At 63.8% G+C, this 23,078-nt stretch carries 24 protein-coding genes and 3 pseudogenes; 10 read left to right on the top strand and 17 right to left on the bottom strand.

Going from position 1 to position 23,078, the window contains the following annotated elements; genetic code table 11:
• From I55_RS34155 to I55_RS38255, 9 genes and pseudogenes are all read left to right on the top strand, one after another.
• A partial coding sequence (locus I55_RS34155) for an RHS repeat domain-containing protein (RefSeq protein ID WP_211100302.1) occupies positions 1–840 on the top strand: 840 nt, incomplete at its 5' end.
• Positions 841–851: 11 nt separating this feature from the next.
• Positions 852–1,148: a hypothetical protein gene (locus I55_RS35750; protein ID WP_148293602.1), complete on the top strand. Its 297-nt coding sequence runs from the start codon at positions 852–854 to the stop codon at positions 1,146–1,148.
• A 169-nt stretch (positions 1,149–1,317) separates the two neighbouring features.
• Positions 1,318–2,263 (top strand): IS630 family transposase gene (locus I55_RS34150; protein ID WP_085939957.1). Its coding sequence is split into 2 segments (ribosomal slippage): positions 1,318–1,656 and positions 1,658–2,263, totalling 945 coding nucleotides; the frame shifts between segments, so codons are not numbered across the junction.
• 448 nt (positions 2,264–2,711) lie between these two features.
• Positions 2,712–4,478, top strand: a complete 1,767-nt coding sequence (locus I55_RS32810) for a hypothetical protein (protein WP_159107123.1) — start codon at positions 2,712–2,714, stop codon at positions 4,476–4,478.
• A complete protein-coding gene (locus I55_RS06675; RefSeq protein WP_044559716.1) occupies positions 4,471–5,136 on the top strand; it encodes a hypothetical protein in 666 nt (221 codons plus the stop codon). Before I55_RS32810 ends, I55_RS06675 begins: the two co-directional genes overlap by 8 nt.
• Positions 5,137–5,228: 92 nt before the next feature.
• Positions 5,229–6,038: a peptidoglycan-binding protein gene (locus tag I55_RS06670; protein WP_044559715.1), complete on the top strand. Its 810-nt coding sequence runs from the start codon at positions 5,229–5,231 to the stop codon at positions 6,036–6,038.
• Between the two features lie 147 nt (positions 6,039–6,185).
• Positions 6,186–7,313, top strand: a complete 1,128-nt coding sequence (locus tag I55_RS06665) for a helix-turn-helix domain-containing protein (protein ID WP_049973888.1) — start codon at positions 6,186–6,188, stop codon at positions 7,311–7,313.
• Between the two features lie 190 nt (positions 7,314–7,503).
• Positions 7,504–9,159 (top strand): AraC family transcriptional regulator, encoded by a 1,656-nt coding sequence (locus tag I55_RS06660; protein ID WP_049973887.1) that lies wholly within the window; start codon positions 7,504–7,506, stop codon positions 9,157–9,159.
• Positions 9,160–9,187: 28 nt separating this feature from the next.
• A pseudogene (locus tag I55_RS38255) lies at positions 9,188–9,394 on the top strand (IS5/IS1182 family transposase); the annotation flags it as partial.
• Between the two features lie 185 nt (positions 9,395–9,579).
• Here I55_RS38255 and I55_RS35745 read toward each other — a convergent pair.
• The 13 genes and pseudogenes from I55_RS35745 to I55_RS06600 form a co-directional block, all read right to left on the bottom strand.
• The gene (locus tag I55_RS35745; RefSeq protein WP_148293600.1) at positions 9,580–10,398 is read right to left on the bottom strand and encodes a hypothetical protein; all 819 of its coding nucleotides are present in this window, start codon (positions 10,396–10,398) and stop codon (positions 9,580–9,582) included.
• A 57-nt stretch (positions 10,399–10,455) separates the two neighbouring features.
• Complete coding sequence (locus I55_RS06655; RefSeq protein ID WP_044559714.1) at positions 10,456–12,936, bottom strand: hypothetical protein; 2,481 nt, start codon at positions 12,934–12,936, stop codon at positions 10,456–10,458.
• Positions 12,937–12,984: 48 nt separating this feature from the next.
• Positions 12,985–13,626 carry a hypothetical protein gene (locus I55_RS32805; protein WP_049973886.1) on the bottom strand — a complete coding sequence of 214 codons (642 nt, stop codon included), beginning with the start codon at positions 13,624–13,626 and terminating at the stop codon, positions 12,985–12,987.
• A 127-nt stretch (positions 13,627–13,753) separates the two neighbouring features.
• On the bottom strand, positions 13,754–14,818 hold the full coding sequence (locus tag I55_RS06645) for a hypothetical protein (RefSeq protein WP_044559712.1): 1,065 nt from the start codon (positions 14,816–14,818) through the stop codon (positions 13,754–13,756).
• Between the two features lie 6 nt (positions 14,819–14,824).
• Positions 14,825–15,169, bottom strand: coding sequence for a hypothetical protein (locus I55_RS06640; RefSeq protein ID WP_044559710.1), 345 nt, complete (start codon positions 15,167–15,169; stop codon positions 14,825–14,827).
• A 93-nt stretch (positions 15,170–15,262) separates the two neighbouring features.
• The gene (locus I55_RS06635) at positions 15,263–15,898 is read right to left on the bottom strand and encodes a RebB family R body protein (RefSeq protein WP_044559709.1); all 636 of its coding nucleotides are present in this window, start codon (positions 15,896–15,898) and stop codon (positions 15,263–15,265) included.
• Between the two features lie 23 nt (positions 15,899–15,921).
• Entirely contained in the window at positions 15,922–16,140 is a 219-nt protein-coding gene (locus I55_RS06630; protein WP_044559708.1) for a RebB family R body protein, read from the bottom strand.
• Positions 16,141–16,261: 121 nt separating this feature from the next.
• Positions 16,262–16,534, bottom strand: a complete 273-nt coding sequence (locus I55_RS06625; RefSeq protein ID WP_044559707.1) for a RebB family R body protein — start codon at positions 16,532–16,534, stop codon at positions 16,262–16,264.
• A gap of 47 nt (positions 16,535–16,581) precedes the next feature.
• The gene (locus I55_RS06620) at positions 16,582–16,848 is read right to left on the bottom strand and encodes a RebB family R body protein (protein WP_044559706.1); all 267 of its coding nucleotides are present in this window, start codon (positions 16,846–16,848) and stop codon (positions 16,582–16,584) included.
• A 76-nt stretch (positions 16,849–16,924) separates the two neighbouring features.
• Complete coding sequence (locus tag I55_RS06615; protein WP_044559705.1) at positions 16,925–17,194, bottom strand: RebB family R body protein; 270 nt, start codon at positions 17,192–17,194, stop codon at positions 16,925–16,927.
• A 97-nt stretch (positions 17,195–17,291) separates the two neighbouring features.
• Entirely contained in the window at positions 17,292–17,576 is a 285-nt protein-coding gene (locus I55_RS06610; RefSeq protein WP_044559704.1) for a RebB family R body protein, read from the bottom strand.
• 273 nt (positions 17,577–17,849) lie between these two features.
• A pseudogene (locus I55_RS06605) lies at positions 17,850–18,671 on the bottom strand (IS5 family transposase).
• A gap of 82 nt (positions 18,672–18,753) precedes the next feature.
• On the bottom strand, positions 18,754–19,569 hold the full coding sequence (locus tag I55_RS06600; protein ID WP_148293599.1) for a hypothetical protein: 816 nt from the start codon (positions 19,567–19,569) through the stop codon (positions 18,754–18,756).
• A gap of 167 nt (positions 19,570–19,736) precedes the next feature.
• Here I55_RS06600 and I55_RS06595 point away from each other — a divergent pair.
• Positions 19,737–20,081 (top strand): annotated as a pseudogene (locus tag I55_RS06595) (transposase); the annotation flags it as partial.
• Positions 20,082–20,111: 30 nt separating this feature from the next.
• Here I55_RS06595 and I55_RS06590 read toward each other — a convergent pair.
• The 4 genes from I55_RS06590 to I55_RS36875 all read right to left on the bottom strand — a co-directional run.
• Entirely contained in the window at positions 20,112–20,549 is a 438-nt protein-coding gene (locus tag I55_RS06590) for an ATP-binding protein (RefSeq protein WP_044559701.1), read from the bottom strand.
• Positions 20,550–20,559: 10 nt separating this feature from the next.
• Positions 20,560–20,892 carry an STAS domain-containing protein gene (locus tag I55_RS06585; RefSeq protein ID WP_044559700.1) on the bottom strand — a complete coding sequence of 111 codons (333 nt, stop codon included), beginning with the start codon at positions 20,890–20,892 and terminating at the stop codon, positions 20,560–20,562.
• 12 nt (positions 20,893–20,904) lie between these two features.
• On the bottom strand, positions 20,905–22,098 hold the full coding sequence (locus tag I55_RS06580) for a PP2C family protein-serine/threonine phosphatase (RefSeq protein WP_049973885.1): 1,194 nt from the start codon (positions 22,096–22,098) through the stop codon (positions 20,905–20,907).
• A 35-nt stretch (positions 22,099–22,133) separates the two neighbouring features.
• Positions 22,134–23,078: hypothetical protein (locus I55_RS36875; protein ID WP_044559698.1), on the bottom strand; the 945-nt coding region annotated here is incomplete at its 5' end.

Below are 23,078 nucleotides of genomic sequence, written 5' to 3'. Positions count from 1 at the left end.
GTGCATGATCGCCAGGGCAGCGTGATCGCGGTGCTGAATGCCTCTGGCCAGACCACCAGCACATACGCCTATAATGAGTTTGGCCAGAGTGCCCAGGATGGGCAGACCGGGTCGCCCTACCGCTATGCCGGCATGCGGTATGACGAGATCGGGCTGTATGTGACGCCCAACCGCACCTACGTGCCCGGCATCGGCAGGTGGTTGCAGATGGACCCGGCCGGGTTTGCTGATGGCCTGAACCGATATGCCTATGTGACGAACAATCCGCTGAGTGGGATGGATCCGACGGGTTTATTTTGCCTCGCTATAATGGGCGAATGTAAGCCTCAACCGGGTACATCTACTATTCCCCTCGGCATTGGTGAAATGCAGATCGATTCCGAGGAAGTGCAAATATTAACGAGTGCTGCTACGCTGCTCGTGCCCGGTGAGGAGGGGGCCGGGGTTAGGGGGCTTGCACGATCGAGCGGTAAGATTTTTAAGGGAATAGAACGATCTATAGAGAAGGAGCGTTTTGTTTACCGTGGTTTGGCAAAAGGAGAAGATCCGGCTGTCGGTCTTACTGCGCGCGCGCCTGATGCTGGCAATAGTGAAATCAGTCATGTTGCTGGCAAGCGGGAAAGTCAGTGGATATCAACGACGAAAAGCATGGAAACGGCAACTGAGAAATACGGAGAGAACGGAGCAGTTCGCATTGACCTCAATAAAGTTGGATCGGAAATATCTGATATTTCCGGTGGATTCCCGCAGGGGGGCAGAATGTCTAACTGGTCAGTGCGAGATCAAGAGGTTCTAATCAAAAACTATATACCGCCAGATGCTATCCAAAAGGTGAAGTGATGCCTTTGATTATGTCAATTATCGACCGGCTTGATGCTGAATGGGATTTCGATGGATTTCTCGGAAGGCTCAGAAGAGGAAAATTCTCACCGGATGAGGGGGATGGATTTTTAGAGTTCATTGAGAGTATAAAAATTGATGATAATGAGTGTATTCCTAAAAGATTGGTTTCATTGCTCTGGTATTTGCCTAGCTTCCTTAATTGGCAGAGAGTGCGTGTTGTCGAATGTGGCGGGGATATCGATAAATTCGATGGATTTATAACAAAAACGCACAATGCCTTGGAAAAAATCCTGGGAATTCCATAATGGAGCATTATTAATATTCCGTTGCCCGGATGTGCGGGGCGTAAAGAGGCAATTGTCCTCTGAAAGCCATTTCTTTAGAGTTTTTCTGATTTTGGCTGAGTCGCGGGAGGGGGTTTCCTCCCGTTTGCGGATGTGATTCGATCTGCCGACTAGAAATGGAGGCGGCAGGATGGCTCACCCACTATCCCTTGATCTTCGGGAGCGAATTGCGGCGGCGTTGGCGTCCGGTCTAACCACGCGCGCTGCCGCGAAGCGGTTTGAGGTATCGGTCGCGACGGCGGTTCGTATTGGGCAGAAACACCGCGCCGGCCAAGGTCTTCAGCCGGGCAAGATGGGGGGTCACAGGCCCTTTTTGTTGGGCCCGCTGACCGCCGAGTGGCTCCGGGGGCGGCTGTGCGAAAAAGGCGACCTGACGATCCGTGAATTGACGGCGGAGCTGTCGGAATGGGGCATCGTCGTCACGCCGGACACGGTATGGCGAAGCCTGCGCCGGCTGGGCTTGAGCTTTAAAAAAAACGCTGATGCCCAAGGAGCAGGATGGCGTGAAGCTGGCACGGTTCCGGGCGCGGTGGAAGGCGCACCAGAACCGCGTTGATCTCAAGCGCCTGGTCTTCATCGATGAGACCTGGGTGAAGACCAATATGACCCGCACACATGGTTGGTGTCAGCGCGGCCAGCCCTACCTGGCCAAGGTACCGCATGGCCATTGGAAGACGCTGACCTTCCTGGCCGCTCTGCGACACGACCGCATCGTCGCGCCATACGTGCTCGACGGCCCTGTGAACGGCACTGTCTTTAAGGCCTGGGTCGAACAAGCTCTCGTGCCGACCTTGGCTCCGGGCGACATCGTCATTCTCGACAATCTCGGCAGCCATAAGGGCCACGGCGTCCGCAAGGCGATCCGCGCCGCAGGCGCACACCTCCTCTTCTTGCCGCCCTATAGTCCCGATCTCAACCCCATCGAGATGATGTTCGCCAAGCTGAAGACCCTCGTGCGGAAAGCCGAAGAGAGGACCGTCCAAGCAACATGGCAACGGATCGGAACGCTCCTCGATCAATTCAAGCCCGACGAATGTGCCAACTACATTCGACATGCAGGATATGCTTCAACTTAAATCAGACAAACAGGCGGCAGGGTTGAGTGGGGGCGTGCTGCTTTGGAGCTTGCAGGCGAAATCCCCCCGTCGAATCAAAGCCCTAGCTGTTAATCGGCATGCAGATTGGACGCCGATCGGCGCAGCATCCCTCTGATTTTATTGAAGCCGACGGGGTCATTTGATCGCGCCGATTTACAGGCGACCCCTGGGCTAGGCCCGCCTTGGGACGGCGGGACAAATTTTTGAAACAGGTGGCCGGGGACTTTTGCTGAGCGGAAATGCAACTATAGATGTGCAAACCAATAGTAATACAGCCTTTTTAACGAGGTTTTGAAGAATATACCCAACTGGTTGATGGGCCATGAATGACAGCGTGACAATTTCGGATTTTACGGAGCCGGTACGGGCACAACTTCTCCTGGAATGCAATGTCATGTTGCGGCATGCACTCTCCAGTGGAAAGCCCATGCCGCAGCCTGTCTTGAACTGGCTGGCAATGGTGGATCATCAGTCGGCGGAAGATACAAGTCTGCTGACGTTCGCCGAGTTGCATCGGGCGTTGCGCCGCTTGGTCACGCCGGCCACCCCAGGCGGCCTGGCATTGATCCGCGAAGATAGAACCCGCCACAAGTGGCTGCATAACTTCGGCCCGCTTCCATCCATCCGATACTTGATGGCGGCGAGCCTGCTGTTCTCCTGCCTGTTTTTCGCGTCCAGTCTTTCACCCCATATCTCGGCGCAGACCCTGAGCATGAGCATCCTGAACAGTTCAGGCGATGCTTTGGCCTGGGTGTTGGTGTTCCTGATGTCGGCTGCAGGCCTGGGCGCTACCTTCGGTGCCCTGTTCGACGCCTATCAGCGCGTCTTCGTCGGCGATTATGACGACACGCTCGACAGTATTTATTGGACCCGGATCGGTCTGGGCCTGATTTCGGGCCTGCTTCTGTCGGAACTTATCCCGGCCCCCGAAAACAGTTCGCTCATGGCGCGGCCGATGCTGGCCCTGCTGGGTGGTTTCTCGGCGTCCGTGGTCCATCGCATCCTTGAACGGCTGTCGACCGCGGTGGAAAGCGTTTTCATTCCGCAGTCCCAGCCGGGGGCCGATGCCAACGAACGGGAGGTGCGCCAGCGTGTGGCGGAAGAGCAGGGGGCCCAGCGTGCCACCTTGGCATCCTCCTTCAACACCTTGCTGGATCATGTCGCGTCGGGGGGCAGCGTCCACGACGCCCGCAAGGGCCTGGCTTCCCTGATGTCCAACGTGGGTGGCGGCGCGGCCGGAGCAGACATGGCGGGCGTGCTGGGCCACGTGGGCTCGGACGCGGTGGCCGGCTTTGCCGCTGGCGGGATCAAGGGCGCGGAACAGCGCGTGGTCTCGGACGCCGAAAGCGCCGCCGGCACGGTCGTGGCTGGTGTGGCGGCTAACGCGCTGTCGGGAACGGGCGGCGGCTCAGGTTTACTGGGCACTGTCGCCGATGCCGCCAGCCATCTGATTGATGGCGAGCCGGACGTCGGCAAAGACGGGACGGGTGCTGGCGGTGTCCTGGCGATCGCCGACGCGGCCTTGGCTGCCGTCGGCCGCGACACCGTGTCTTCCGGATCGGCCGTCAGCCCCTTGGGCAGTGCGATGGGAACAGCCGTCAAGGCCCTGGGCGGCGGCATCCTGGGCGCGACGCCGGTGGGCCTGATCTCCAGCCTGGTGACTGTCGGCTGGTCCCTGGGGTCGGCGGCTTATGTCCGCTGGGTGGCACGTGTGCTGGCGGCCCCCTATCAGCCGGCCCTGTTGCCACCGGAGACCCTTACCGCCGACAGCGCCCTTGCCGCCCTGCGCCTGGCCCCTTCATGTGGCCGCGCCTTCCAGGCGGAGGTGACCCAGGGGAACAGGCAGGCGTTGGAAACCTGCGCCCGGTTGGCCGCGGGATCGGATGCCGGCTTTGTCCAGGCCTATCAGTCCCGCTTCGCCAGTGCCGCCGACTGCGAGGCGGCGCTGGCGGAATTCCGGCGCGTGCTGCTGGACCAGCAGGTCATGGCCGATATCGCCGCCCTGTCCCCGCCCATCGGCATTGCGCCCGCGTCCCTGCTGAAGGCGGCTGACGGGCTGCCGGCCGCGGATGTTCAGTCTGTCGTTGGGGCTGTGACGCAAGGTCGACGGCAGGGTTGGGACCGGCAGAAAACCTTGGCCGCCGCGAATGCGGCGCTTCAGCCCGTAGCGGGAAAGGATACGGCACATGCGTGATCGCGACTTCGGCCACACCTGGCGGGCGTCCTTGGTGGCGGCCGGCCTGCATCTGACTGCCTGCGCGGTGGTCAATTCCGAAATCAGCCAACTGGACAGCTTCAAGCGGTATGCGGCGGCGGGCGATTGGGCGGCCATCGCGAACAGCGGCGTCAGTTGCGGCGCCAGTTCGTCGGGATGCGCCCAGCTGCATGAAATCAAGGCTGACGCCTGCATGCGGCAAGGGGCGGGCGTGTCCAGTTATGACTGCGCCATCGCCCAATATCAGGCGGCGATCCAGGCGCGGCAGGCCAAGGCCGACACGGCGGTCAGCCTGACGCGGCTGCGCATCGGCGAATTGGATGCGCTGGGGCGCCGTCGCGACCAGTCCCGCTCCACCGCCGAGGCCCTGCCCTTCAACACGCGGCTTCTCACCGAGGCCGCCGCCCTCATCCAGGACGCTCCGGATCGGCCGGACGGCTATTATTACCTGGCCGATGGCCTGCTGGCTCAAGGATTGGCGCAAAGGCCGCCCCAGGCCTGTGACACGCTGGGGCGCGCCGCCCACGCGTTGGACCAAGCGGCCGTCCGCCCCAACGCACCCGCCGACGCCATTGCCCAACGCCGCCGGGACGTGGCCAACGGGCGCGCCGGGCAGTGCCCCCTGGCGCCGGCCTGATGTGCAAGGCGGTTCCGCCTTCACGCGATCGCTCTATGGCCCGCCGGCCGCCAAGGCCGGTCTTCAAGAAATTTCCAGACAGGAGGCATGGGATGGTGCAGGTGGATGGCGGCACGCTGAAGGCGACCGTCCAGACGTATCGAGGCGACAGGGCGGAGACCCAGGCCCGCGTGATCGGGGCGCTGAACCCGGTCATTGGCGAGACGCTGGCAACCTATGCCATCGGCACCCCGCTGCGGGTGGCCCATTTCCTTGCCCAGGTCTGTGTGGAATGCGCCGACTTCACCGCCATGGAGGAGATCGGCCCGCGCTCGTATTTCGACCAATATAATGGCCGCATGGGCAACCAGCCGCCGGATGATGGATATCTTTTCCGGGGGCGCGGCCTGATACAGCTCACCGGACGGCACAACTACACCTACTACGGCCCGCGCGTGGGAGTGGACCTGGTGTCCGACCCGGATGCCGCCGCCGATCCGGTGACGGCGTTGCGCATCGCCTGCGAATACTGGACCGCCGCCGGTCTCAACGGCCTGGCCGACCAGGATGACCTGGTGGACATCACCCGTCGCATCAATGGCGGCCTGAATGGCCTGGAACAGCGCCGCGCCTACCTGGTCAGGGCCAAGTCCGCGCTGGCCGGGGCGACGGCCCAATCCATGGTCCAGGCCCAGCCGCTGATGGCGTCGGACCCGATTCTGCACCGGGGCAGCACGATGGCGCAGGTGGTGGACCTCCAGCGCCTGCTGGGCCGCGCGGGCTTTCCGGTGACGGTGGACGGGATTTTCGGCTCCGGAACCGAGCTCGCTGTGCGGCTGTTCCAGCAGCAGCGATGCCCGCCGGTGGATGGCATCGTGGGACCCGTGACGTGGCAGGCGTTGCGCGGCAGCTTGGCCAGTTGACGCCACCCGCAGGGTCGCCGATGCGTCCGGTCCGACCTTCCGGTCGCGGCGATGACGCCAATAATGATGGTAAAATAGAACAGTAAAATCATCATTGATTTTATTTTTTACCTTCATGGTGCCGCACGTTTTGTGTGGTCTGGGCAGATGATCCGGTTGAAACCGCGTAGCTTCGCCGTGGAATCCGATGCGGCGGCTTCCCCTGTCCCGGCGCTGCATGTCCTGGCCGCTGACGCGGCGGGGCAGGACGCCGTCGGGGCCTGGCGGGGGACGATGGCCGTCCTGTTCGATCAGGTCCGTCCCCGCCGCCAGGGGACGGTGTCCCATCGCGCCGATCTCAGCGTTTATCACCTGGGCTTGGCCCTGATCGGGCGCAGCACCAGTGGTGATGTCAGTTACCGCCGATCGCTGGCCCAGGTGCGGCGGGACGACTTGGATCATTACTTGGTCCATGTGCCCATGCCGGGTGGGGCGGCGTTGGATGAGGGCGGTCCGGCGCGGTGGCCAGCCGGCCGCACATTGCGTCCCATGGACGTCGGTATCGTCGATTTGGCCATTCCCTTCGATTTCATCGCCGGCCACGGGGCGGGCATCAGCCTGGTGGTGCCCCGGTCGTTGTTGGGCCCCCAGTTGGCGGAGCCAGACCGGCAGCATGAACGAGTCATTGCCCGGGAAACTCCCTTGGGTGTGGTGCTGGGCCAGCACATCGCGACCTTGTACCAACAGGCGCCCCGTCTGGGCTTGCGCGAGGCCGCCGCAATGGTGCAGGTCACGGTGGGTTTGCTGGCCATCGCCCTGGGACCGACGGATGGCGCGTCTGGGGAGGCGCGCACCAGCGCGGGATCAGCCATTCCCGCCCGCGAGGTGTCGGGCCGCGCCGTGCGCGTCTTCGTCGAGCGGTCGCTGCATCGGCAGGATTTGACGCCGGAGACGTTGATGGCCGAACTGCACCTGTCGCGCAGCACGCTCTATCGCCTGTTCGAACGCTATGGCGGCGTGCGGCAGTACATACGGCGGCGGCGCCTGCATCGCGCACTCATGGACCTGTGCAGTCCCGCATCCGCCCGGCGCCGCATCGGTGATATCGCCTATGACGTGGGTTTCCTCGATGAGGCGCACTTCAGCCGGCTGTTCAGCGCCACCTTCGGCATGTCGCCGCGCGCCGCTCGCGCGGCGGCGCAGCGGGGGGACGGCGGTCCGTTGGCCGCCCTGGTGCCGGGCGGCGGCGGCACCCAGCAACTGGCGCACTGGCTGCGCGAACTGACGCCGGGCTGATCCCGTCCGGCGCCAGGGCGGGCGGGTCCGGAATGTCCGGCCGCGATGTTGGGATACGCATCCAAGTGGTTGGGACGGCGGCCCCGGGACATTTCGCCAGCGTTGGGACACCCTGGTTTAAAGAAGTTGTGAAGGTCGACAGATTTTAAACTGATCGCCGGAATATCCCCGGTTTTGGATAGGGAAGCCGATGCCGTCCGAGATGCTGCCCCACTGCCCTGAGGAGGGCCTGCCCAGGGCCCAGCGCGCCGCCGCCGTTCGCCGCGCGCGGCGGGAACTCGCGGCGCTGGGGCATCCCTTCCCGGACATCCATGCCTTCCTGGACCAATACGGCCGCTTCCTGGTGGCGGAGGCGGTCGGCGCCAGCGGTGGGGTGAATTCGGCGGCGGCCGGAGTGATGGGGGAGTTGGTGATCGAGGGGCTGGGCAGCGTGCCCTTGACGCGCACCGATGGGGAGTCCGCCCCTACGGGCCAGTCGCGCGCGAACGCGCGCGACTGGCCGCTGGCAATCCCCCTGGTCTACGCGGATGCGTCGTTGGGGGAGGTGCGGCTGGAAGGCGCCGCCAACGATGCGCGTCTGCATGCCGTGCTGTCCGATTGCGCCCGCGAACTGGCCTTCATGATCGTGCGTTACCGCGTCAGTCACTGGGCGGCGCGGCGGCTGGGCCGCCCCCTGGCCCTGGTGGGCATGAGCGAGGCGGTGCGCGGGCTGGAGGTGTTCGTGGAAAAAGCCGCGCACAGCGACCTGCCCGTCCTGCTGCAGGGGGAGTTCGGGACGGAGACACCGTATCTGGCCGCCGCCGTCCATTGCTGCGGCGCGCGGGCCGACGGGCCTTTCGTGCAGGTGGACTGCGCCCACCCAGCGGGCGGACCGGAGGATTGGTTCAGGCAAGCCGATGGCGGCACGCTGTTCCTCAGCGACCTCCACGCCCTGCCGCCGGCCCTGCAGAACCAGTTGCCCCGCCATCTGCATTCCCGTCTGGGCCAATGGCTGGACGTGTCGGGCACGGCGCGCGTACGTGTCATCGCTACCACCACGGCCGATCTGCGCCAGGCCGCCGCCGCCGGCACCTTCTCCCGCGCCTTGCTGGCGGAGCTGGACTTCCTGGCCACCACCGTGCCGCCCCTGCGCGACCGGGCCGCGGATATCGACCCGCTGGTCCGTGCCGCGCTGCGCGGCCACGGCTATGACCCGGCCGGCAAGGTGACGCCGGATCTGCTGGAGCTCTGCCGCGTGCACGCCTGGCCGGAAAACATCTTCGAGTTGGAACGGGTGGTGGCCCGCCTGGCCGTCATGACCGGCCGCGACCCCATCCACGCCGCCGATGTGCGCCGCCACTTCCCCGACCTGGCGGCCGGCCCGGCCTTCGCCGCCGGCCGTATTGCGCCTGCGCCGGTGATTGAGGATCTTGAAGAACCGCCCCCCATGGAGGGGGCGGGTGTCATGGCGGATGCCGCCGAGGAGTCGGACCGCTGGTTGCGCCACGCCCTGAACAAGGACCCGCGCGCCCTGGGCACCTTGCACCCCGGTCTGCGCAAGGCGGTGCTCTACCTGGTGGACAACTACGCCGACCCCATCCGCCTGGGCCCCCTGGCCCGGCAGGCGCGCGTCAGCCAGTCCCACCTCTGCTTCCTGTTCCGCAGCGGCATGCGGACATCCAGCAAGTCCTTGCTGGCCCGCATCCGCGTGGAAAAGGCCAAGGCCCTGCTGGCCGAGAACACCGATCAGCCCATCACCGACGTCGCCCTGCAAGTCGGCTTCGCCGACCTCAGCCACTTCGAGAAGTGCTTCCGGAGAGAGGTGGGGCGAACGCCGCGGGAGTTCAGAAGGATGGTGGCGGGGTGAGGCATTCAATTTGTCGTGGAAGCCGCCACCGCTGGTGGTGCTGGCGGACAAGATCGACTGTGGCTTCCTGGAACAACGCCTGAGCGTCGTCTATGGTGGCGGACCAGGCCAGCCGCGGTTGCCGGTCTGGCTGATGGCGGGCCTGCTGATCCTGACGCACATACACAGCCTGTTGAATGAAGCGCTGACCGCGCGCTGGGTGGAGGACCCAATTCATCCGTTACCTCAAGACCGAGTGCCGCATGGGACGCAACTACCTGAAAGGTCACTACGGTCATCGCTGCCATCTCCGCCGCCGGCTTCAATTTCCACCTCCTCGTCAGGTGGTTCGGAGCCCATTGCCGTGCCCTGCTCCAGATGCTCCACACTCAGAGCAGGGTGGCCTTGATCAGCTCCAATTGAATCGGCCAGGGCTATTCTTCACAGGCGAGCTTTTTGCGGGATTGTCCCAAGGTCAATGTCTGAATAAGAGCCGGGGAATTTCCGGATGTGTCGCTCTAACGGAATTATGGCCTCAAAATCAGTATGGAATTGCCCCATAAATTTCTTAATTCCTTGGGGCCAAAACATTTTTGTAAGAGCGTATGTCACACATATCGCCTCCAGTTTTGTTATTTTTCTTTTATTGTTGAAATCATCATTGACTCTTCTTAAGAACCAAAGAAGAGTTGCAGTAGACGATGATGGACCTGCATTTATTTCGTATCCTTCGTCAGATCGTAATTTGCCTAATCTGGTATCTATTCCAAATAAATCATGTTTTTTATTTGCGTCCACATGTTCTTTTGTAAGGAATCGTGCCGATTTTTCTTTCTTTTTCTCGAAATATTGTTCGTCTTTCTTGCCTCGATTTATTTTTTTTCTTTCCACTGTTCTTCTTTCTGCGTACGTATTTCTATATTCATCAAAGTCAAGTTCGGCATGTTTCCATGCAAGTGCATAATCCATCAGCATGCCAGCGGTATATCCTGGGCTCGTATTGGCTATATCCCATTTTCTGAGCACATTTCCGACATATCGATCATTGCTTAGTACATAAAAATATGCCCATGAATACGGGAAGTATGCGAGGAAATCCCTTCCCTTTTCATTTTTTACAAATAATTCTCCATATTTTTCTGACCAAATCTTGATTTTATTATAAAGTGTTCTTACGTTATTTGTAATTACTTCCTGTTCAATTCCACGTTGGAATATTTTGTATAAATCGGTTATATTTTTTTCGAGATTTTTTGACATTTTACTCCCCACAATTATTCACGATATTGAGCGACTTTTTCTGCCAATGATCTGTTATTATATTGCATCGTACGACGATCTCATTTCTACAATACTTCCAATTGTCTCAATAATGTTGTTATTCGTATCCAATTGATTTGCAGCGGCAGCGTAGTTCCGACACCACCACTCTAATGGACCGAAGTCCAGAAAGGTCCATTGCGGTATGGCCACAGTACGGAGTACCGCCGACACCGGCTTGGGTGTCAGCAGAGCCGCCAGGGGGGCGTAGCTTGTGCTGCCCAGGGGTAGGGGCTGCTTGGCGAAAATGCGAATGATGCCGCTGACGGTGTCCTTCAGAACGCCGCCGAAATAGGGGCTGTTACCCGCCACCAGCGAGACGATGCTGCCCAAGCTGCTGATCATGTCGGCGGTGATGTCCTGGGGACTGAGGCAGTCAGGCAAATAGAGGGCGACGGAGGCATAGGGCGCCGGCGCCACCTGGTTGCGCATTGCGGTACCGTCGTCGGCCAGCTGCGCCTGCAGCTGGGCGGCGAACAGGCCTTCCGCCACCGGGTTCAGGCGGAAGCTGACGTTTTGGGCGGTTTGGCTGACCAGGTCGGCGATGGCCATGCTGAGGTTCGTCACCATCCTGCCCCGGGCCGCCAGGTGGGCGGCCATCTGGTTGGAGATGGCTTCACACCACGTGAAGACCAGATTGGCCTGGTCGGTCGCGGTGGTGGCCGCGTTGATGGCTGTGGGGTTCAACTGGCCGGCGGCCAGGCCATCGAAGGCGGCGGCCAGGTTGGGATCGGCCGTCAGTTCATAGGCGGTGCAGAATTGGCCCAGCAGCACGGTGGCCAGGCCGTTGACCTGGGTGTTGCTGAGGGCGGCGATCTGTGCTGGGCACTGGGTCAGGCCCGCCAGGCTGGTGGCGGTCTTCTGGGTGGCGAGGTAGCTGGCCAGATCCGGGGTGGTGGCGGACAGGGCGCGCAGCAGGCGGTCCAGGCGCTGGGCTCGCTTGGCGGGGACGGGCGACACGTCGGCATCGCACTCCCGGATCATGCCGATGCAGTCCTCGATGAAATAGCGTGCCGGCGGGCAGGGGATGCCGCTGGCCTGGGCGATGGCGGGGCGGATGGTGGTCCACTGCGCCAGCAGGTCTATGGACCAATAGCGGGGCAGGCCGACGTCCAGCAATTCCGCGCGGCTGTTGCCGCCGGGGCGCCACATCGTGTCATCCTGGGCATTGTCCAGCACCAGTTCATGGTCGTTGGCGTAGGCTTGATCATCGAGGGTGGCTTGTGCCGCCAGGGAATAGATGTCGCCGAAGATGGTGCTGTCGGTTCCGCTTCCACTCGTCAGCGCCGCCGTGGCGCTGGCTGTCGCCTCCATCAGGGCGGAGGCTTGCGCCATCAGGGTGGCGGAGATGACGAAGTTGTAGCGCGCCAGGCAGTTGTTCACCACGTCGCGTACGTCGCGATACGTCTCCCACCACTTGTCCCAGGGCAAGGTTGGGTCGATCAGGATTTGGGTGTCCCAGTCGCCCGTGCCGTCCTGGGGCTTGCCCAGCAGGTATTGCAGCCCCCTGCCGCCCTTCAGGAAAAAGCAAACCTTGTCGCCGAAGGGGGCCAGCGCCTGGGCCAGGTCCGTCACCGCCCACTGCATGACGGGGAACAGCCAGTCCTGCTTGTGCAGGAAGGCCGTCAGGTGGGCGCCGGCGATGGTGGCGTAGGACCGGCTGTCCGATTGGGTTGGGTCGGTGGTGTAGTTCAGGCTCAGCCGCTCGATGAAGATGTACGGCAGGTGCTCGTTGTTATAGATGGTGGCGTACCCGTTGAGGATGCCGGACAGGATGGGCATCGCCGGCGTCAGGGTGGCGATGAAGGTGGTGATCGCGTCCTTGGCCTGCAGGCTGGGCAGCGACTGTCCGAACTTGTCCACCAGCGGCGCCAGGGCCTGGCACACCTGTGCGCATTGCGCCACGCAGGCGTTGGCGGCCATGTCGCCGGAAATGCCACTGAGATAGCGGACGATGCCGTTCAACTGGGTGGCTACCCCCTGCGCGGTTTGACAGAAATCCGAGTAACTCAGAGTATCGTCGTCTTCGCCGTCGATGGACGTGAAGCTGATCTTATTGTTGCCGGCGTAATAGGAAAGGTTGCTGACGTCGTAACTCAGGTCGCGGAAGTTGCTGCGCGCGTTGCGGGCGTCCAGGTCATTGCTTTCCAGCGGCCGCACGTCCAGCTCGTATGACGCGTCCATCATCTGGTTCATCAGCGACAGGCGGGCGGATGGGCTGTCCGCCGACGCCGCCAGATAGGCCACCGCTTCGGGGAAGGGCGGCCAATAAGGCCGTTCCTCCAGCGCGGTCTTCTTCCAACTGATGGAATAGTCCGGCTCATCCGGCAAATAGCGCACTGCTACCGTCTGGGGTTGCGGCTCCAGGTTCAGGGCTGTCTGGACCAGCGTGCCCATCGCGGCCAAGGCGTCCATGGCCGCCGCGTTGGGGTCGGAGGCGGAGGTTGGGGCGTTGGCGGCGATGGGTTGGAGCGGCATGGGCTGGTCCTTGGGGATTTAATCCTCGGGCGTGTCGGATGCGGCAGTTCAGCCCATGTCCGCCTCGGCGTCGGCGGCCTCCGCCGAGATCACGGCGTTGTCGGCGGCGGCCATGCTCTGCTCAGCCGCCTGTTGCGAGGCGGCGATGGCCTGCTGCTGGGCGGCCATGGCCGCCTGCAGGTGGGCCATGACGGCATCCTGCGCGGCACTGGCGGCCTGGTCGGCCGGCATGCCGGCGAAGGTCATCGGCGCCGATGGCGGCGGGTAGGCCGGAATGCTGGGGATCGTGGGCGCCTGCACCGGCATCGGTGTCGGCGGCGCCGGGGGCAGGGCCGCCGCCGCCGCGGTCTGGACGTTGGCGACGTGCTGGTTCAGGGTCGAGGCCGCCTGGTTGACGGCGGCCTGTACCGCGTCCTGGGCACTGGCCATGGCTGTGTTGACCGCCGCCAGACGCTGGTTGACGGCGTCCGCCATGGCCTGGGTCGCGGCGACGTGATTGGCCCCCAGGGGTGCGGTGCCCAAGGGCGCGGTGCCCAAGGGCATGGTGACGGCCGCGGCCGGGGCTGCCACGGGAACGCTGGGCGCTTGTGGTTGGCCCAGCGGCTGAACCGAGGGCTGGCTGGCCGCCGGCGCCTGGGCCGGGGGATGGGGCGGGCCGGGAAAAGGGGTCTGGGACGGGTCGATGGTCATGGCGGTTCTCCGGTTAGGATCGGGACGCGGAATGGCATGGCGCGGCCGCCGGCTGGCGCTGGCAGGGAGGCGGGACGAGCGGGTGGGCCGGGGCGACGGCGGCCCTGGGGCCAAATGAACCCGGCGGTCAGCTGGTTTCGGGCGGCGGGGACATGCGCCGGAACTGGCGCAAGGTGATGCCGCCGCCGGGCCCCAGCAGCAACTCGGCATACAGGTTGCCGGACTGGGCCGGCAGCACGCAGGACCGGCCATCCTGGCTGATGCGGCCCGTTTGAGGGTAATTGGCGGCCAGGAAGGACTGGGCGTTGGTCAGGTAGAGGTTCAGCGTCTGCTGCGCCGCCGACCCGGTTTCGTTGGTGTAGGTGGTGCTGTCGATGACGCGGCACACGCCTTCCGAAAGGCGGGAGAAGCCGATGCGTCCCCCCTGACGCAGCCACAGGCCCACGGCCCGCGCCACCTCCCCCGGCGACACCAGGCCCGGCACCTGTGGACAGTCCAGCGCGCCGAACATCAGGGGGGCCAGGGTCTGCACCGCGGCCTGGGCCTGGTCGCGCCATTGGGCCGGCGGGTTGCCGGCCGCCTTCATCTTGGCGGCCAGGGCCAGATAGGCGCGATAGTAGTCCCCGAACTCTTCCGCCGTGCGGGCCTGGTCCAGGGCGAAGCCGGCGGCGGCCTGTGCGCTGGTCGGGGCGTCGGGGCCGCCGTCGTCCGGTGTGGCCACGGCCGGCAGGTCGGCCAGGGCGATCAGGTCGTTCAGGCCCAGTCCTTGAAACAGGGGGGCGGTCGCCACGCCCAACTGGGACAGGAAGGCGGGCACCGTCGCCAGGTCGGCCTGGGTCAGCAGGCCATGGGCCTGCAGGATGGCGCGCCCCCGGGCGGCTGTGGCGGCATCGGTGGCTCCGCCCTCGATGGCGGCCACGGCGCGCAGGTCGGCCAGGCTGAAGGTCATCAGCTTCACCGGGCTCACCATCAGCCCCAGGACCGGCAGGAAGGCCAGGGGCGAGGCGTGCAGGCCTTGCTGCACCTGGGACAGCATCGTGGTTTCGTCGGGGAAGTTATAGGGGGCGGTGGCGCCCCCGGTCGCCCAGGCCAGCCATTCGACGCCGCCATCGATGAAGGCCAGGGCCAGCGCCGCCACGTCGGACAGGCCGCCCCGGCCCTGGATCAGCTTGTTGGCGATGGAGACCGTCATGGTGGCTTAACCCGAAGGGAAGTTCTTGAGGACCAGCGAGGCGGCGGCGCCCACCTGGGCGAAATCGTCGGTGGCGGATTTCATCATGCTCTGTGCCTGGACCAGCGCCTGGGCGTACTTGGGGTCGCCCGTGGCCAGCAACTGCGCCATGGCCACGCCCGAGGCGGTGGTGGCGATGGTCGATAGGTTGCGCAGGGTGTCGGCGGCGTCCTGCACGGCGATGGCCGCCGATTGCGCCACCGCCTGGTAGGCCTTGCCGGCGCCGCTGGTCAGGATGACCTGCGGGCTCATGGTCGCCGTTTGGACCTGGTTGATGACGTCGATGATCTGGGCGTCGACTGTGGCGGGCATGGCGGCTCTCGATCTGGCGTCGTCGGCCGCATGCCTGCCCCTGTCAAGTCAGGTGGCATGGACGCGGCGGGCGGGGACGGGTCAGCCCGGCGGCTAGTTCTGCGGCGGTTGCTGGGCGGGGGGCTGGACCGACGATGGCGGATTTCCCGGGGCACCGCCGCCAGCCCCACTGTCGGGGGGCGGCGAGGAAGGCGTGGTGCTGGGCGCCGCCGATGGGGCTGCCGGCGGGGCAGTGGGCGCGGCAGTGGGCGCGGCAGTGGGCGTGGTCGGGGTGGGAGGCGTGCCGCCGGCGGCGGTGATCAGGTTGTTCAGGTCCGTCTGCGCCGCCTGCGCCGCAGTGCTGGCGGCGGCGGCCTGGGCCTTCAGCGTGGCGATGGCGGTGTCCGCGCTCGCGGTCGCCGCCGCCATGGTGGCCGCCGCCGTGGTGTCCGGCGGCGGACTGGCCAAACTGCCCACGGCCGGCGGCGGCGCCGTGGGCGGCGGCGGGGGTGGGGGAATGTCCATTGGCACGGCCAGCATCTTGGCGCAGGCGGCGGTCACCGCCGCGGCGCTGATCATGCCGGCGCCCTGCTGGCGAGTGACGGCGTTGTGCATGGCCATGCCCATGGTTTCCACCATGACCGCGTCCAGCATGCCGAATGCCTGGGACGGGGCTTGGCCCGTCATCAGGGTGACCAGGCCCGTGACGTTGTCGATCACCTGGCTGTTGGTCGTGCCGACTTCGTTCATTCTGACAACGCTCCTGTTTGACTTCAGCCGCCTGCCGGAGGCTTTGATCCTTCGGCGAGGATCATGGCCAGGACCTGGGCCAGGGCGGCAGCGGCCAACACTTGACCGCGCTGCTGGTTGGCGCTGGCATTGGCCATGACCAGGCCGATGCTGTCGGCCATCATCATGTGGGTCATGCCCATGGCCATGACCGGGGCGAGACCGACGTTGAGGATGCTGGCCGCCGCGGATGTGTCCGCCATGATCGACGGGCCTCCTGGCGTCGGCGTAGCCGGGGGGCCGGTGTGATGTCGTCATGCGCGGTGGCGCAGGACATACCCTACCGGCCGATCGGGCTGTCAGGCCCTGCCTGTGGCCCGGCCCTTAACCGAGGCCGAGGATCTTGGCCGTGGCGACGCCGTCGCTGGCGGTTTCGATACTCAGCAGCGTGGACACGCCTTGGGTGGTCGAGGTCTGCATGGTCACATAGGACTGTTGCTGGTTGTTGGTCGCGTTGTGGGCCGCGTTGGACAGCGCCTGGCTTGTGGCGACGAACAGGTTGCCCATGGCCACGGCCGGGGCGTCACCCAGGACGGCGGTGTTCACCTGGCTGACGCTGTCGGTGATTTGGCTGTTCACGGCGGTGGGGAAAGCCATTCGGAATCTCCTTTATCAAAGTGAGGGAAGTGGAAAGGGACGTGCGCTTACTTCAGGATCTTCATGGTCGCGGCGCTGGTGGACGCGGTATCCAGCGAGTACAACAGGGCCACGCCCGCCGTGGTCGCCGCCTGGGCGGCCACGTACATCTGTTGTTGGGCCAGGGTGGCATTGTGCGCCGCGTTCGCCAGCGCTTGGGCCGTCGCCTGATACAGGTTGCCCATGGCGATGGCCGGGGATGAGCCCAGGACCTGCAGATTGCTCTGGGTCACGGAATCGGTGATCTGGTCGTTGACTGCGGTGGGGAATGCCATCTGGCCAGCTTCCTCGATTGGCTAATGGGGGCCTGGCCCCGGCGCCGATCACAAGGCCGGCGCCGGAGCCGGGGCGTCAGCTGGACAGGATGTCCTTGGTCGCGACGCCGGTGGTGGCCGTATCGATGGAATAGAGGGTGGCCACACCCATGGTGGTGGTGGTCTGGGCCGTCACATAGGACTGCTGCTGGGCGTTGGTGGCGTTGTGGGCGGCGTTGGCCAGGGCCTGGGCTGTGGCTTGGTACAGGTTGCCCAGCGCGATGGCCGGGGCGTCGCCCAGCACCTTGGTGTTGGCCTGGGTGACGCTGTCGGTGATCTGGTTGTTCACTGAGGTGGGGAAAGCCATGGGATTCTTCCTTTCGGTTTAAGGGTTAAGGGTATGGGCGGGCGCGTCCCGCCGGCCGGTGGAAAACGGATCGCAGCTGAGCGGGGGGATCGCCGGATCAGAGACCCTTGACCTTGGTGCTCAGGATTTCTTTGGTCGCGACGCCGGTGGACGCGGTGTCGAGTGAGTAGAGCGTGGCCACGCCCATTGTGGTGGCCGTCTGCGCCGTCACGTAGGACTGCTGCTGAGCGTAAGTGGCATTGTGGGCCGCGTTGGCCAGGGCCTGGGCGGTGGCCTGGTACAGGTTGCCCATGGCCACGGCCGGGGCGTCGCCCAAGACCTTGGTGTTAGCTTGGGTGACGCTGTCGGTGATCTGATCGTTTACCGCGGTTGGAAAAGCCATCTTCCCCTCTCTATCTGCGCCGGCTTTCCCCGACTGGCGGCGGATGCCAGGCTTGGGGTTCATCCAGCGGCGGTTGATAGGTGGACTGTAGGGGGAGCTTTCGAAGAGAAATAGTTTAGATGGATGAAAATCCAGGTGCGCAATATTCGTCAATATGCCAGCCGACGAAAGAATATTGGCGCCAAATCGTAAGATCACCCGTATCAGATGGCGGCAATTGGGAAGGGCCCGCCCATGCCTCTCAGAGTCCGGCCCGGAATCGGATAGGTAGTTTTAAGTCCTTGCCAATCTCCTGGTGAGGAGCTTGACGCTGGCGGCGAAGATCCAAGCCGTTGCGGTATCGGTTCCCCGTTCGAAGTCCTTGGCGAGGCGCCGATTGCGGCCCAGCCAAGCGAAAGTCCGTTCCACCACCTAACGCCTGGGCAGGACGACGAAGCCCTGGGCGGTGTCGGATCGCTTGATGATCTCCAGGGTCCAATTGCCCATGGTGGCCAGGGCGATCTCCAACTTGTCGCCCGCGTAGCCACCATCGGCGAAGACATGCCGCAGCCAGGGGAACGCGGTGCGGATCGAAGCCAGTACCGAAGGAGCGCCATCCCGGTCCTGGATATCGGCACCATGAACGACGGCACCGACCAGTAACCCGCTGGTATCCGTTATGATATGGCGTTTACGGCCCTTCACCTTCTTGCCCGCGTCATACCCACGCCCGCCACCCGCCTCCGTGGTCTTGGCCGACTGGCTGTCGATCACCCCGGCACTGGGGCTGGCCTCGCGACCCATTCCTTCCCGTGTCCGCATCACCAGCAGATGGTTCAGCCGCTTCCATGTCCCGTCGTTCCGCCAGGCGTAGAAGTAACGCTACACCGTTGTCCGCGGCGGAAAGCTGTCCGGCAGCATCCGCCATGCGCACCCCCCCTCCAGCACGTAGAAAATCGCCGCCACCACCGACCGTAGCTCCACCTCACGCGGGCGGCCCCGCCGGTACGCGCCAGGAAGCGCCGGGCACAGGACATCCCATTCTTCGTTCGTCAGATCGCTTGCATACTTCAGATGATCCCGCTGATACTGGCGACGGGTGGTATCAGTCCACATAATCTTGGGATCCATTCCCGTCTTCGCAAACAGAATGAATCACAAGTGACTGATATCATTCAACTTATTTATGGACCAGGCTCTAAGAGAAGCGCGCATGGTTGTAGGCTACGGCCCGCGCCTCGTCCGTTGCCTCAATTTTGGACAAACCGTAAACGCGGGTGGTGTCGAGCAGTCGATAGCGGACGCCGTGTGGCGTTTCATGCAGCGCCACCAGCGACTTTGAAACCAGATTGGCCAGGATTCTCACCACCGAATAGCTGTCGGAATCACCAAAGCAAGCGACGGCGACCGCAGCGTCCAGGGTGAAGTAACCTACGAAAATGGAAATTCGCCGAAGCACGGCCCGTTCGGCTTCATTCAGCAGTTCGTAACTCCAATCGAGCGCTGCGCTCAAGGTCTGGAGCCGGGGCGGGGCGGTCCGTCGGCCTTCCCACAGCAGGTGGAAATGCCCATCCAAAAGTATCGCCGTTTGCTTGATGCCATAGGCTGGAACACGACCGGCCACCAACTCCAGGGCCAGGGGGATGCCATCGAGTTTGCGGCATATCTCGCCAACCAACGGCGTATCCTCGTCGGACAATTGAAAGCCCAATTGATTAGCCTGGACCTGATCAATGAAAAACTCTACCGCCGAGTAGCACAATGCGGCTTCGCTGGATGCTGGAAGGGTCGGGGGCGGGCATGCCAGCGGGAATAGTCGGAAGACATGTTCCCCCTCCGCTCTCAACGATTCCCGGCTTGTGGCCAAGATGCTCAGTTCGGGAAGGCTACTGAATAGCTTTTCAGCGAGATCGGCGACGAAATCTATGACGTGTTCGCAGCTATCAAGAATTAATAGCATTTTGCGATCGCGGAAAATCCCAAGAAGATGTTCCAGTCGGTGATCAGCCGGCAAGGAATGGCCTGCGGCCGCGGCGGTGGCGGCAGGAACCAAAGCGTTGCCGCTGAGAGCGCCGAGTTCAACAAAGGTGTAAATCGGCGCGGTCGAATGACCCCATCGACTTCAATGGAATCAAACGGATACCGCGCCGATCGGCATTCAAGCTGCATGCCGATTAACAGCCAAGCGGCCTCGACGTGCATCTCGTCATGGACAATTACGCGACACACAAGGCGCCGCTCATTCGGAACTGGCTGGCACGCCGGCCGCGCTGGCATGTACATCTGACGCCGACCAGGTCCTCATGGCTCAATCAGGTCGAACGTTTCTTCGCGATCCTCACCGAAAAGCAGATCCGGCGCGGCATCCATCGCAGCGTCGCGGCCCTCCACGACGCCATTATGGCGTTTATCGAGCGCCATAACGCAGACCCAAAGCCCTTTCGATGGACCAAATCGGCCGACGACATCCGCGCCTCAATCGAGCGGTTCTGCCTCTACAATGCTCAGCCCGATGAACAAACCTGATAAAACGAATTCTGGTCCAGGACACTTAGGTCACAGCGGGACGGTCTCCCGCGCCAGTGGGTAGTAAAGGGTCACGCGGTTCACGCCGTCCTCGTTGCGGAAGCGGGCATCGCTGAAACACTGGCGGACCAGGGAAAAGCCGCGGCCGGACAGTGCCATGACGTCGCTCATGTCGCCCGCCCGCTCGAACACCGACTGGGTGTCGGACGGCATGGGCAGGCCGTTGTCCTCGACCTCCACCACCAGCAGGCCGTCCCGGATGTCCGCCTTCAGGGTGAGGTGCCCGTCGGGCAGGCCGCCGACGGCGTATTTGATGGCGTTGTTCACCACCTCCGCGAGGCCGATTTCCAGCAGGATCCAGTCCGCCTGGATGACCTGGCCGGCCGCGTCGATCAGCAATTGGGTGAGGAAGCCAACGTCCTCCAGGCGACTCCGGATCGAGACGTGCAGGATCGATCCGGCATTCATGTAGGCTGGCTCACTGGGCAGGGGTGGCGAGAGCGGTGGCGACATCGGGGTATATGGCGAAGACGCGATCCATACGAGTCAGCGAGAACATGGTCTTGACCGACGGCTGCAGGCCGCAGATGCCTGGGCGGCCCGGCAGTTTCAGGTGTTTGACGATGGAAATGAGGGCGCCCAGGCCGCTGGAGTCGATGAACGACACGCCCGTCATGTCGATCAGCACCGGCCCCGGCGACAGTTCCTGCGCCAGGAAGGTATCCTTGAACCGAACGGCGATTGCGGCGTCCAGGCGGCCGACGTCGATGCTCAGGACGTTCGTACCGTTTGCGTGCGTGATGGTAAGCATGCTGCTCCGATCTCAACTATGAATTTCAAATGCCAGTACGCTTACATCATCGTCGAAACCAGTACCGCCACGCCAGGCGTAAAGAGCCTCACGCACCGCGTCGCTGACCTGGTCGATGGGCAGCTCCCGTACTTCATCCAGCAATTTATGCAGGCGCGCCTCGCCGTAGAATTCCCCGTCCGGGGAGGCGCATTCCGTCACGCCGTCGGAATGCAGCACCACCCGTGTGCCGGGTGCCAGCGACACGATGGTGTCATCGTAGTCCATGCCGTCCAGCAGCCCCACAGGGAATCCGCCGGAGCCCACGGCGTAGGGCACCCCATTCCGCGGCACCACCACCGGGTGGGGGTGGCCGGCCTGGCAGAAGCGCAACTGACCGGCGTCCTGGTCCAGCACGCCACAGATCATGGTGAAGTAGTCCACGATCTCGCTGTCGGGCACGAAGCGGCGGTTGAGTTCCGACACGACGGAGTGGGGCGCGTGCGGCCGGCCGTGGTGCTGGCGCCCGTCACCGTTGACGAAGGCGTCAGCGTTCAGCAGGCGGTTCAGTGTCACCGACATCAGAGCGGCGCGGGCGCCATGGCCCGCGACGTCCACCATGTAAAAGCCGATGGAGCCATCCGGCAGCTCGAAGAAATTGTACATGTCGCCGGAGATGTCGGCCGATGGCACCAGGCAGGAGGCGAAACGCGCCCGCCCCACGGTCTTCAGCGGCTCCGGCAGCAGGCGGCGCTGGGCGCGGGCGGCGGCGTCCATATCCTCCTGCAGCTTGGTGTAGGTTTCCGTCAGCCGCTCATTGGTCTGCGTCAGCAGCTCGTTGTTCTGCATCAGCCGGCTTTGCAGGGCCATCAGCCGCTTGGTCACCCCCAGCCGGGCCGATAGCATGGCCGGGTTGAAGGGTTTACTGAGGAAGTCGTCTGCCCCGGCCTCCATCGCCGCCAGGAAGTCCGCCTGCCGCTGACGCGCGGTCAGCAGCAGGACGTGGATGTATTTGGGCATATGCAGCGCCCGGATCTGGCGGCAGAACTCGACGCCGTCCATGAACGGCATCTCCCAGTCGCTGATCACCAGGTCGATGCGCGGGGCGTTGCGGATGATGGACAACCCTTTCGCCCCGTCGCTGGCCTGCAGAACCTCGAAGCCCTGGGCCATGGTGATGACGCTGACCAGGTCCCGCATGACCGGATCGTCGTCGACGATAAGCACGCGTGGTGTTTCTGGCATCTCTCAGTCCGATGTGGTCAGAACCCGGTGTGGATGGTCGTGTCGTGGTGGACGGTGGTGTCCACCGTCGATGACCCGCTGAAGGGATCGGCCACGGCGCTGTCCAGCCCCGAAGACGAGGTAGAGCTGTCAAAGGTGGTGTCCAGGCCCGTGCTCAAGGTTGTGCTGAGTGCCGTCAACGCATCCCCCACCGTGCCCACCGTGTGGCTGAGGTCGAAGTGACCCAACGCCATGTGCGCGCCACCTTGGTCGTACAGGTCGATGCTGATGGCCCGCGTGCCGTTGTCGGCGCCGGCGTTCAGGTTCAAGGCCTGAAGGACCGACTGGTAGGTGCTGGCATCGGCGTCGCCGGCAAGCGTCAGGCTATGGTGCACGTTGTCGAAGCCGCCGCCAACCACCTCGATATTGGTACTGGCGATCATGGTGCGGCCGTCCGCCGTCGTGTCCAGTTGCAGGCCGGCCAGCGATAGGCTGTCGCCCGTATGGAAGGCCAGCGGGTCCAGCGAGACGATGGCGTGCGACACCGTCTGGCCGCTGACCGCCGACAGGCTGAGGCCGGAGGCCAGCAGCCCGTCGGTCGCCAAGCTATGGCTGTCGGCTACCGCCACGTGCAGCAGGCTGGTGGTGCTGGCCGTGCTGCCGTTGGCCTCCTGCGCCGTGGCCGTCACGGTTAGGGCCAGCGTGCCCGTCTCGGTGCCCGAGGGCACCAGCGACACATGCGCCAGGTCGGACGACTGCAATGTCCAGGTGCCGTCATGGTTGTCCGTCCCCGCCGTCAGCATGGCGCCCACGGGCAGGCCGCCCACGGTGACATGCAGGTTTTCCGACCCGTCCGTATCCACCAGGGCAGACTGGATGTTCAGGGCGATGGCGCCGTTGTTGCTGCCGCTGGTGTCCGTCGTCTGCAGGGTGGGGGCGTCGGCCACCGCCGTGACGGCGATGTGGACGTCGCCGCTGGTGGT

Origin of the sequence: Azospirillum sp. B4 (assembly GCF_000333275.1) — a bacterium.
Taxonomy (GTDB): Bacteria; Pseudomonadota; Alphaproteobacteria; order Azospirillales; family Azospirillaceae; genus Nitrospirillum.
This window is presented reverse-complemented; position numbering and strand designations above follow the sequence as displayed.